Below are 11,260 nucleotides of genomic sequence, written 5' to 3'. Positions count from 1 at the left end.
GCCGGGGAGGGGCCCCATCAGCCTCTTCTCCACTTTGAATTTTCGCGGGTAGTCCCGCAGAAGGAACCAAGATGAACCAGGAAGTCCTGAACATCTTCAATCCGGTCCAGGCCACGCCGACCTTCGACCAGATCCGCATCTCGCTCGCTTCGCCGGAAAAGATCCGCTCGTGGTCGTTCGGCGAGATCAAGAAGCCCGAGACCATCAACTACCGCACGTTCAAGCCCGAGCGTGACGGCCTGTTCTGCGCCCGTATCTTTGGCCCGACCAAGGACTACGAATGCCTGTGCGGCAAGTACAAGCGCATGAAGTACAAGGGCATCATCTGCGAAAAGTGCGGCGTGGAAGTCACCCTCGCCCGCGTTCGCCGTGAGCGCATGGGCCACATCGAGCTGGCCTCGCCGGTCGCCCACATCTGGTTCCTGAAGTCGCTGCCCTCGCGCATCGCCATGATGCTCGACATGCCGCTGAAGGACATCGAGCGCGTCCTGTACTTCGAATACTACATCGTCACCGAGCCGGGCCTGACCCCGCTGAAGCAGCACCAGCTGCTGAGCGAAGACGACTACATCCGCGCTCAGGACGAGTACGGCGACGACAGCTTCACCGCCGAGATCGGCGCCGAGGCCGTCCAGAACCTGCTGAAGGCCATCGACCTCGAGAAAGAGGCCGAGCGTCTGCGCGAGGAACTGGCCGGCACCGTGTCGGACATGAAGCAGAAGAAGTTCAGCAAGCGCCTGAAGATCCTGGAAGCCTTCCAGGAGTCGGGCAACCGTCCCGAGTGGATGGTGCTGACCGTCGTTCCGGTCATTCCGCCGGAACTGCGCCCGCTGGTGCCGCTGGACGGCGGCCGCTTCGCGACCTCGGACCTGAACGACCTGTACCGCCGGGTCATCAACCGTAACAACCGCCTCAAGCGCCTGATCGAACTGCGCGCGCCCGACATCATCATCCGCAACGAAAAGCGGATGCTGCAGGAGTCGGTCGACGCCCTGTTCGACAACGGCCGTCGCGGTCGCGTCATCACGGGCGCCAACAAGCGTCCGCTGAAGTCGCTGGCCGACATGCTGAAGGGCAAGCAAGGCCGCTTCCGTCAGAACCTGCTCGGCAAGCGCGTCGACTATTCGGGCCGTTCGGTCATCGTCGTGGGTCCGGACCTGAAGCTGCACGAGTGCGGCCTGCCCAAGAAGATGGCTCTGGAGCTGTTCAAGCCGTTCATCTACGCGCGGCTGGACGCCAAGGGCCTGTCGGGCACCGTCAAGCAGTCCAAGCGCATGGTCGAGCGCGAACAGCCCCAGGTGTGGGACATCCTCGAAGAGGTGATCCGCGAGCACCCGGTGCTGCTGAACCGCGCGCCGACGCTCCACCGTCTGGGCATCCAGGCGTTCGAACCGAAGCTGATCGAGGGCAAGGCCATCCAGCTGCACCCGCTGGTCTGCGCCGCGTTCAACGCCGACTTCGACGGCGACCAGATGGCCGTGCACGTCCCGCTGAGCCTCGAGGCCCAGCTGGAAGCGCGCGTCCTGATGATGTCGACCAACAACATCCTGTCGCCCGCCAACGGTCGCCCGATCATCGTGCCGTCGCAGGACATCGTCCTGGGTCTGTACTACCTGTCGGTCGCTCGTGACGGCGAGCCGGGCGAAGGCAAGATCTTCTCGGACCTGGGCGAGATCGAAGCGGCCATGGACGCCGGCGTCGTGTCGCTGCACGCCAAGATCAAGTCGCGCTTCACCGAAGTGGACGCCGATGGCGTGGCTCGCCGCCGCGTGATCGACACCACCCCGGGCCGCATGAAGATCGCCGCCCTGCTGCCGCGCCACCCGGCGATCGGTCACCGACTGATCGAGAAGGCGCTGACCAAGAAGGAAATCGGCAACCTCATCGACATCGTCTACCGCCACTGCGGTCAGAAGGCGACGGTGATCTTCGCCGACCAGGTCATGGGCCTGGGCTTCAAGGAAGCCGCCAAGGCCGGCATCTCGTTCGGCAAGGACGACATCATCATTCCGAAGCGCAAGGAAGCGATCGTCGCCGAGACGCGCGCCCTGGCCGAGGAATATGAGCAGCAGTACGCCGACGGCCTGATCACCAAGGGTGAGAAGTACAACAAGGTCGTTGACGCCTGGGCCAAGGCCACCGATCGCGTCGCCGACGAGATGATGGCCGAGCTTCAGATGAAGCATAAGGACGAGAACGGCCGCGAGAAGGAAATCAACGCCATCTACATGATGGCCCACTCCGGCGCCCGTGGTTCGCAAGCCCAGATGAAGCAGCTGGGCGGCATGCGCGGCCTGATGGCCAAGCCGTCCGGTGAAATCATCGAGACCCCGATCGTCTCGAACTTCAAGGAAGGCCTGACCGTTCAGGAGTACTTCAACTCCACCCACGGCGCCCGTAAGGGTCTGGCCGACACCGCGCTGAAGACCGCCAACTCGGGTTACCTGACCCGTCGTCTGGTCGACGTCGCGCAGGACTGCATCATCGTCGAGGAAGACTGCGGCACCACGAAGGGCATCACCCTTCACGCCGTGGTCGAAGGCGGCGACGTGCTGGTCTCGCTGGGCACCCGCGTCCTGGGCCGCTTCACGGCCGAGGACGTCAAGGATCCGTCGACGGGCGAACTGGTCGCTCCGGCCGACACCTATATCGACGAGAACATGGCCGACGCCATCGAGGCGGCGGCTGTCCAGTCGGTGAAGGTCCGCTCGGTCCTGACCTGCGAAGCCAAGATCGGCGTCTGCGGCGCCTGCTACGGCCGCGACCTGGCTCGCGGCACCCCGGTCAACATCGGTGAAGCTGTCGGCGTCATCGCCGCCCAGTCGATCGGTGAGCCGGGCACGCAGCTGACCATGCGTACCTTCCACATCGGCGGCACCGCCCAGGTGGCCGAGCAGTCGTTCTTCGAAAGCAGCAACGACGGCGTCGTCCGCGTCAGCGGCGCCACCGTCACCGCTTCGGACGGCGCCCTGGTCGTGATGAGCCGTAACACTTCGGTGAGCGTGCTGGTCGACGGCAAGGAACGCGAGAACTACAAGCCGCCGTACGGCGCTCGCCTGAAGGTGAAGGATGGCGACACGGTCAAGCGCGGCCAGCGCCTGGCCGACTGGGACCCCTACACCACGCCGATCATCACCGAAGTCGGCGGCCGCATCCGCGCCGAAGACCTGGTGGACGGCTTCTCGGTCCGCGAGGAAGTCGACGAAGCGACGGGCATCGCCCAGCGCGTCATCGCCGACTGGCGTGCGTCGGCCCGCGGTTCGGACCTGCGCCCGGCCATGGGCGTGCTGGCTGAAGACGGCTCGTACAAGCGCCTGTCGAACGGCGGCGAGGCTCGCTACCTCCTGTCGGTCGGCGCCATTCTCTCGGTGGCCGACGGCGACGAAGTGAAGCCGGGTGAAGTCATCGCCCGTATCCCGACCGAAGGCGCCAAGACCCGGGACATCACCGGTGGTCTGCCGCGCGTCGCCGAACTCTTCGAAGCCCGCCGTCCGAAGGACTGCGCGGTCATCGCGGAAATGGACGGCCGTGTCGAATTCGGCAAGGATTACAAGAACAAGCGCCGGATCAAGATCACTCCGGACGTCGACGCCGACGGCAACCAGCCCGAAGCGGTCGAGTTCCTGATCCCGAAGGGCAAGCACATCGCGGTGCATGATGGCGACTACATCACGCGCGGCGAGTACATCATCGACGGCAACCCGGATCCGCACGACATCCTGCGCATCCTGGGCGTCGAGGCCCTGGCCAACTTCCTCGTCGACGAGATCCAGGAGGTCTATCGACTGCAGGGCGTGCCGATCAACGACAAGCACATCGAGACGATCGTTCGTCAGATGCTGCAGAAGGTCGAGATCATCGAGCCCGGCGACACCGGCCTCATCAAGGGCGACCACCTTGATAAGCCGGAGTTCGACAAGGAGCAGGACAAGGCGATCGCCCGCGGCGGCCGTCCGGCTGTGACCCAGCCGGTGCTGCTCGGCATCACCAAGGCGAGCTTGCAGACCAAGAGCTTCATCTCGGCCGCGTCGTTCCAGGAAACGACCCGCGTCCTGACCGAAGCCTCGGTGCACGGCAAGACCGACACCCTGGAAGGCCTGAAGGAAAACGTCATCGTGGGTCGCCTGATCCCCGCTGGTACGGGTTCCTATCTGCGCAGCCTGCAGCGCGTCGCCGCCAAGCGCGACGAGCAGCTGGCCGCCCAGCGCGAAGAGGCGATGGAGCCGCTGCCGGCCGAGATCGCGCTCTCGGACGCCGAGTAGGCGTCCGAGGCTACTCGGCGGAAGACGACCTCACAGGTTGTGCTAGACAAGGAGCGGTCGGGGAAACCCGGCCGCTCTTTTGTTTTGCGCGGTCGCCGGGGCGGCCGGATGTCGGGGGACGTCCATGTTTCGCAATTTCGTCAAGGCGACCGCCGTCGCGATCCTGGGGCTGGCCGCCTGCGCGCCTGAGGCGGCCGCGCCGCCTGCGTCCAAGCCGTCGGACAGCTTTCCCGTCGCCGACCGCGCCTTCGTCGACGGCGCCGCCCAGGTCATCGCTCAGGATCTGGGCGCGTCGGTCGTTTTCCGCGACCTGGCGATCAGCGACACGCCCGGACAGGGCAGGAGCCTGTGCGGCGACGCAGCCCTGCCAGGCGAGGCGTGGAAGGGGATTATCGTCCGCAAGGGCGCGGCGCAGGACGAGTTCCAGGTTCTGATCGCCGGCGACAGCCTGTCGCCCCGCGCTCTGCCGCAATGCCGCAAGCTGGTCCTGAAGTATCTGGGCGAGGCCGCGGTCGATTGGTACGAGGCCGAAACCGCCATGAACCAGGCCGGTTGCGCGCATATCGACGTCAATTACTGGACGGGCTGGAAAGACTATTGCCAGGGCGCGCAGATCAAGCCGGCGAAGACCCAGCTGTGACCGGGCAACCTTCGGTGGCAATGTGACGTATTGTAAAAAGACTCTCGTTATTTCAGGGCGTTAAATGAAATTTCAGCCGGGCGGGCTGAAAAGGAGTGCAAATTCCTTCCCTCTTCGCCCGGACCCCATGCGCTCGGACATTTCCACCAAGGTCAGCCTGACCATCGCCGCCGCCTTCGCCGTCCTCCTGGCCGGGCTGCTCGTCGTGGTCGCCTGGAGCTCGCTCGGCTTCGCCAAGCGCCAGGCCGTGGCCCAGCAGGAGACCAGCATGCGGGTGGCCTGGGACGTCATCGGCCGCCAGGGCCAGGCCTTCCGCCGCGACGGCGACCAGCTGCTGGTCGGCGACCATGTGCTGAACGGCGACCTGGCCGGCGTCGACCGCGTCAAGGCGCTGGCCGGGGGCGTGGCCACCGTGTTCGCCGGCGACAAGCGCATCACCACCAACGTCGAAAAGCCGGACGGCTCGCGCGCGGTCGGCACCAGCCTGGCCCAGGGTCCCGTCTATGAGGCCGTGCTCGGCCGTGGCGAGCCCTATCGCGGCGAGACCAAGATCCTCAAGCGCGACTACTTCGTGGCCTACGACCCGATCAAGGACGCCTCGGGCCAGGTGATCGGCGTGATGTTCGTCGGCGTGCCCAAGGACATCTATTTCGGCCCCGTCTATCGCCAGCTGGCCTGGCTGGGCGTGGCCGGCGTGGTGCTGGGCCTGGCGGGCGGCGTAGCCTCGGTGCTGACCGTCCGCCGCCAGCTGTCGCCGCTGAAGACCCTGCGCGAGGCCATGGCCCGCCTGATGAAGGGCGACCTCAACGTGGCCCTGCCGTTCGCCGGCCGCCGCGACGACATCGGCCTGATGGCCGACGCGGTCCACGCCTTCCGCGACGACGCCGAGGCCAAGCAGCGCATCGAGGCCGACGCCGCCAGCCAGCGCGACCAGGCCGAGTCCGACCGCGCCGCCGCCCAGGCCCGCGACGCCCGTTCGGCCCGCGAGCAGAGCCAGGTGGTCAGCAGCCTGGCCGAAGGCCTTGGCCGTCTGTCGAACGGCGACCTGACCGTCCGCCTCGATCAGCCCTTCGCCCATGACTACGAGGGCCTGCGCAGCGACTTCAACCAGGCCGTCGAGCGCCTGGAAGCGGCGATGAGCTCGGTGGTCGACGCCGTGGGCGCCCTGAACGCCGGCGCCGGCAGCATCGCCGACGCCTCGTCCGACATTTCCGACCGCACCGAGCAACAGGCCGCCAGCCTCGAAGAGACCGCCGCGGCCCTGGAAGAGATCACCGTCACCGTCCGCCGCACCGCCGAGGGCGCGCGCGGGGCCCACATGGCCGTCCGCGAGGCCCAGACCGAGGCCGGCCGTTCGCGCGCCGTGGTCGAGGATACGATCGCCGCCATCGGCGGGGTCGAGGCCTCGTCGCACCAGGTGGGCCAGATCGTCGGCGTGATCGACGAGATCGCCTTCCAGACCAACCTGCTGGCCCTCAACGCCGGCGTCGAAGCCGCCCGCGCCGGCGACGCCGGCAAGGGCTTCGCGGTCGTCGCCCAGGAAGTGCGGGCGCTGGCCCAGCGCTCGGCCGAGGCCGCCAAGGAGATCAAGGTCCACATCGCCGACAGCGCCCGCCAGGTTGAGGCCGGGGTGAAGCTGGTCGGCCGCACGGGCGAGGCCCTGCAGAAGATCGTCGCCCAGGTCGAGGCCATCGACGGCATCGTCAGCCAGATCGCCGCCGGGGCCCAGGAACAGTCTGTTGGCCTCTCGCAGGTCAACACCGCCGTCAACCAGATGGACCAGGGCGCCCAGCGCAACGCCGCCCTGATCAGCCGCTCGGCCGGCGACAGCCGCAACCTGGTGACCGCCGCCGACGAGCTGTCGGGCATGGTCGCCCGTTTCCGGACCTCGCAGGCGGCGCCGTCCAGCCTGCGTCGCGCCGGCTAGTTCTTCTTCGCCTTCTTCTGCTGCATCTCCAGCAGGCGCAGCTTCTGCTGCGTGGCGTCGCGCTGGCGGCCCAGGCCGTCCTGCTCCAGGCCCCCGACCATCGGGATGTCCTTGCCCCGGCCCGGGCCGTCGCGGCTGCGATGGTCGACGCCGGGGCCCATGGGCGCGTCGCGATAGGCGCGATCGGCCTCCTGCCGCAGGGCCTGCATGTCGAGCTCGCGGCGTTTGCCCGCCTCGATCGGGGCGGCGTATTCGGGCGCCTTGCGGGCCGCCTCGCCCCAGCGCTCGTCGCAGCGCTCCCTTTCCCGCCGGTTCAGGCCCACGGCCTTGTCGTTGGCGCAGCCCGTGCTGCTGCCCCGCAGGGCGCTCCTGAGGTCGCCGCCGGGCTGGGCGGCGGGCAGGGGCGCTGGATGATCCGAGGCGCCGCGATCGCGCGGGCCTGCCGACGGCGCGGCCACGAACGGGGAGGGGGCGATTCCCGCAGGAGCCGGACGGCGGGCCTGCCGTGGAATCGGCGCCGGGCTGGACGCCGTCGCCGGCGCGGCCTGGGCTGTCTCACGCGGGGCTTCGCGCGGCGCATCGGTCATCAGGTCGATGGTCACGGTCGAGACCGTGTCCTGGTCGGGGAACACCTCGCGCACGGGCAGGGCCAGCCACGCCAGAACCGCCAGGTGCACCGCGGCCGAACCGCCCGCCACGGCCCAGAACCGCTTGTCGGGCTTGGCTTCGACGGGACGATCCAGCAGCAGGGTTATGGATCGCGCGGCGGCTTCGACCACGAGGGACTCGACGACAAGGGAGGGTTGCAGGTCCAGGCTGGCGATCGCTGATGGCGAAAGCGTGGCCGTCTCGCGGGACGGGTAAACGTCCCATTAACCGACGCAGAAGGCGACGATTGACGTGGAGCCCCTTCGCGAGTAGGTTCCGCGCTCTTTTCGAGGTGGGTCTTGCGCCCGTCCTGATGAGCGTCCGTCTCTTAACCGACGGCAGGCCCGCCGGAACGCTTTCCGCGTCCCGGCGAGTTTCGTGTTTATCAGGTCTCCAACCGGAGCCTTGAAGCCGGAAAGAAGAACAACAAGGACCCTGAAGCGCCTCGGCCGAAAGGCACACGCTTCCATCAGAGCAGAGACTTAATGCCTACCGTCAACCAGCTCATCCGTAAGCCGCGCTCTCCGAAGCCGGTCCGGAACAAGGTGCCCGCCCTGAAGGGCTGCCCCCAACGTCGCGGCGTCTGCACCCGCGTTTACACGACGACCCCGAAGAAGCCGAACTCGGCTCTGCGTAAGGTCGCCAAGGTCCGTCTGACCACCGGCATCGAAGCCGTGTGCTACATTCCGGGCGAAGGCCACAACCTGCAGGAGCACTCGGTGGTGCTCATCCGCGGCGGCCGCGTCAAGGACTTGCCCGGCGTCCGCTATCACATCCTGCGCGGCGTCCTCGACACCCAAGGTGTCAAGGATCGTAAGCAGCGTCGTTCGCTCTACGGCGCCAAGCGTCCGAAGTAAGGAAGAAGAAGAATGTCCCGCCGTCGCCGCGCAGAGAAGCGTCAAGTCCTGCCGGACCCCAAGTTTGGGGATCTGGTTGTCACGAAGTTCATGAACTACGTGATGTACGAAGGCAAAAAAGCCGTCGCCGAAAACATCATCTACGGTGCTTTCGACATCCTGGAAGCCAAGCGCAAGGACCAAGGTCCGCTTGAAACCTTCCACTCCGCTCTGGACAACGTCGCCCCGGCGATCGAAGTCCGTTCGCGCCGCGTCGGCGGCGCCACGTACCAAGTGCCGGTTGAAGTCCGTCCGGACCGTCGCCGCGCCCTGGCCATCCGTTGGCTGGTGACCGCCGCTCGCAAGCGCGGTGAAAACACCATGACCGAAAAGCTGGCTGGTGAGCTGCTCGACGCTTCGAACAACCGCGGCACCGCCGTGAAGAAGCGCGAAGACACCCACAAGATGGCTGAAGCCAACCGGGCCTTCTCGCACTACCGCTGGTAAGCTTTCTTACCAGCACCCTTTCAGGCGCGGGCGGTTTGCGATAAACCGCCCGCGCCGCACGTTTAAATCCCGGTCGTGTCCGTCAGGGCCGCCCCGTTTCGCAGAGCGATCGCTATGCCCCGCACGCATAAAATCGAAGACTACCGCAACTTCGGCATCATGGCCCACATCGACGCGGGCAAGACGACGACGACCGAGCGGATCCTGTATTACACCGGTAAGTCCCACAAGATCGGCGAAGTCCACGACGGCGCCGCCACCATGGACTGGATGGAGCAGGAGCAGGAACGCGGCATCACCATCACGTCGGCCGCGACGACCGCTTTCTGGAACGAAAAGCGCCTCAACATCATCGACACCCCCGGGCACGTCGACTTCACCATCGAAGTCGAGCGTTCCTTGCGCGTCCTCGACGGCGCCGTGACGGTGCTGGACGGTAACGCCGGCGTCGAGCCGCAGACCGAAACCGTCTGGCGCCAGGCCGACAAGTACAAGGTTCCGCGGATCGTGTTCGTCAACAAGATGGACAAGATCGGCGCCGACTTCGACAAGTCGGTCGAGTCGATCCGCGACCGCCTCGGCGCCAAGGCCGTGCCGATCCAATTCCCGATCGGTTCGGAGTCGAACCTGAAGGGCCTCGTGGACCTGGTCCGCATGAAGGCCGTGGTCTGGGACAACGACGGCCTGGGCGCGACCTACCGCGACGAAGAGATCCCGGCCGACCTGCTGGACAAGGCCGTGGCCGCTCGCGCCTACCTGGTCGAGAACGCCGTCGAGCTCGATGACGACGCCATGGAAGCCTATCTGGGCGGCGAAGAGCCGTCGGAAGCGACCATCAAGAAGTGCATCCGCAAGGCCGTGCTGACCGGCGCCTTCTACCCGATCCTCTGCGGCTCGGCCTTCAAGAACAAGGGCGTGCAGCCCCTGCTCGACGCTGTCGTCGACTACCTGCCCTCGCCGGTGGACATCCCGCCGACCAAGGGCATCGACTTCAAGACCGAAGAAGAAATCGTTCGCAAGGCCTCGGACGAAGAGCCGCTGTCGGTTCTGGCGTTCAAGATCATGGACGACCCCTTCGTCGGTTCGCTGACCTTCTGCCGCCTGTACTCGGGCAAGATGGAAACCGGCATGAGCCTGCTGAACTCGACGCGCGACAAGCGCGAGCGGGTCGGCCGCATGCTGCTCATGCACTCCAACAACCGTGAAGACATCAAGGAAGCCTACGCCGGCGACATCGTCGCCCTGGCTGGCCTGAAGGAAACCCGCACGGGCGACACCCTGTGCGATCCGCTGAAGTCGCCGGTTATCCTGGAGCGCATGGAGTTCCCGGCCCCGGTTATCGAAATCGCCGTCGAGCCCAAGTCGAAGGCCGACCAGGAGAAGCTGGGCGTCGCCCTGCAGAAGCTGGCCGCCGAAGATCCGTCCTTCACCGTCTCGACCGACTTCGAAAGCGGCCAGACGATCCTGAAGGGCATGGGCGAACTGCACCTGGACATCAAGATCGACATCCTGAAGCGGACCTACAAGGTCGAAGCCAACATCGGCGCGCCGCAGGTTGCCTATCGCGAAAGCCTGGGCCGCAAGGTCGACATCGACTACACGCACAAGAAGCAGACCGGTGGTACGGGCCAGTTCGCCCGCGTCATGATCACCTTCGAGCCGGGCGAGCCGGGTTCGGGCTTCGTGTTCGAAAACTCGATCGTCGGCGGCGCCGTGCCGAAGGAATACATCCCGGGCGTCCAGAAGGGCCTGGAATCGGTCAAGGACAACGGCCTGCTGGCCGGCTTCCCGCTGATCGACTTCAAGGCGACCCTGACCGACGGCAAGTTCCACGACGTCGACTCGTCGGTCCTGGCCTTCGAAATCGCCGCTCGCGCCGCCTTCAAGGAGCTGCGTGAAAAGGGCGCTCCGAAGCTGCTCGAGCCGATCATGAAGGTCGAGGTCGTGACCCCGGAAGAGTACCTGGGTTCGGTCATCGGCGACCTGAACAGCCGTCGCGGCATGATCCAGGGTCAGGACATGCGCGGCAACGCCACCGTCGTGAACGCCTTCGTCCCGCTGGCCAACATGTTCGGTTACGTGAACACCCTGCGGGGCATGTCGCAAGGCCGGGCTCAGTTCAGCATGGTCTACGATCACTACGATCCGGTGCCGCAACACGTCGCCGACGAAGTGATCAAGAAGTACGCCTAAGTTTTTCCTCGCGGAAAAGCCTAGACGCCGGAATGGGAAGGGGCTCTATGGGCCCCTTCCAACCAACCCCAGACGTCCAACCGTTTTGATAAAGGCCCCCCCATCTCGAAGGGTTCTGGGGTCCTGGAGCTAAGAAGATGGCCAAGGAAAAGTTCGAACGTAATAAGCCGCACTGCAACATCGGCACCATCGGTCACGTTGACCATGGCAAGACGACGCTGACGGCCGCGATCACGATCACGCTGGC

Annotated in this window: 8 protein-coding genes; 7 read left to right on the top strand and 1 reads right to left on the bottom strand. The window is 66.0% G+C overall.

Going from position 1 to position 11,260, the window contains the following annotated elements:
- The first annotated feature begins 71 nt into the window (after nt 1-71).
- The 3 genes from rpoC to DDF67_RS20325 all read left to right on the top strand — a co-directional run bounded on the left by rpoC (nt 72) and on the right by DDF67_RS20325 (nt 6,829).
- A complete protein-coding gene (gene rpoC / locus DDF67_RS20335; protein ID WP_109102652.1) occupies nt 72-4,262 on the top strand; it encodes a DNA-directed RNA polymerase subunit beta' in 4,191 nt (1,396 codons plus the stop codon).
- A 124-nt stretch (nt 4,263-4,386) separates the two neighbouring features.
- On the top strand, nt 4,387-4,902 hold the full coding sequence (locus tag DDF67_RS20330; protein WP_109102651.1) for a hypothetical protein: 516 nt from the start codon (nt 4,387-4,389) through the stop codon (nt 4,900-4,902).
- A gap of 127 nt (nt 4,903-5,029) precedes the next feature.
- Complete coding sequence (locus tag DDF67_RS20325) at nt 5,030-6,829, top strand: methyl-accepting chemotaxis protein (protein ID WP_109102650.1); 1,800 nt, start codon at nt 5,030-5,032, stop codon at nt 6,827-6,829.
- On the opposite strand, the gene DDF67_RS20320 is transcribed toward DDF67_RS20325, so the two are convergent.
- Entirely contained in the window at nt 6,826-7,608 is a 783-nt protein-coding gene (locus DDF67_RS20320; protein ID WP_233247709.1) for a hypothetical protein, read from the bottom strand. The two genes, DDF67_RS20325 and DDF67_RS20320, sit on opposite strands and share 4 nt — an antisense overlap.
- Before the next feature lie 354 nt (nt 7,609-7,962).
- Between DDF67_RS20320 and rpsL the strand changes: the two genes are divergently transcribed.
- The 4 genes from rpsL to DDF67_RS20300 form a co-directional block, all read left to right on the top strand.
- Complete coding sequence (gene rpsL, locus DDF67_RS20315; protein WP_058350131.1) at nt 7,963-8,334, top strand: 30S ribosomal protein S12; 372 nt, start codon at nt 7,963-7,965, stop codon at nt 8,332-8,334.
- 12 nt (nt 8,335-8,346) lie between these two features.
- Complete coding sequence (gene rpsG, locus DDF67_RS20310; RefSeq protein ID WP_004624018.1) at nt 8,347-8,820, top strand: 30S ribosomal protein S7; 474 nt, start codon at nt 8,347-8,349, stop codon at nt 8,818-8,820.
- A 114-nt stretch (nt 8,821-8,934) separates the two neighbouring features.
- Nucleotides 8,935-11,013, top strand: coding sequence for an elongation factor G (gene fusA, locus DDF67_RS20305; protein WP_109102649.1), 2,079 nt, complete (start codon nt 8,935-8,937; stop codon nt 11,011-11,013).
- A 137-nt stretch (nt 11,014-11,150) separates the two neighbouring features.
- Nucleotides 11,151-11,260 (top strand): GTP-binding protein (locus tag DDF67_RS20300; protein ID WP_133149236.1); only part of this gene is annotated, 110 nt, incomplete at its 3' end.

This window comes from Caulobacter endophyticus (genome assembly GCF_003116815.1).
GTDB lineage: Bacteria > Pseudomonadota > Alphaproteobacteria > Caulobacterales > Caulobacteraceae > Caulobacter > Caulobacter endophyticus.
The sequence above is the reverse complement of the archived record's forward strand: the minus strand, read 5'-3'. Positions and strand labels throughout refer to the sequence as shown.

Bases quoted from the DNA above. Each gene is read 5' to 3' on its own strand.
- DDF67_RS20325 (WP_109102650.1), top strand. From the start codon at position 5,030: ATGCGCTCGGACATTTCCACCAAGGTCAGCCTGACCATCGCCGCCGCC.
- rpsG (WP_004624018.1), top strand. From the start codon at position 8,347: ATGTCCCGCCGTCGCCGCGCAGAGAAGCGTCAAGTCCTGCCGGACCCC.
- fusA (WP_109102649.1), top strand. From the start codon at position 8,935: ATGCCCCGCACGCATAAAATCGAAGACTACCGCAACTTCGGCATCATG.
- rpoC (WP_109102652.1), top strand. From the start codon at position 72: ATGAACCAGGAAGTCCTGAACATCTTCAATCCGGTCCAGGCCACGCCG.
- rpsL (WP_058350131.1), top strand. From the start codon at position 7,963: ATGCCTACCGTCAACCAGCTCATCCGTAAGCCGCGCTCTCCGAAGCCG.
- DDF67_RS20330 (WP_109102651.1), top strand. From the start codon at position 4,387: ATGTTTCGCAATTTCGTCAAGGCGACCGCCGTCGCGATCCTGGGGCTG.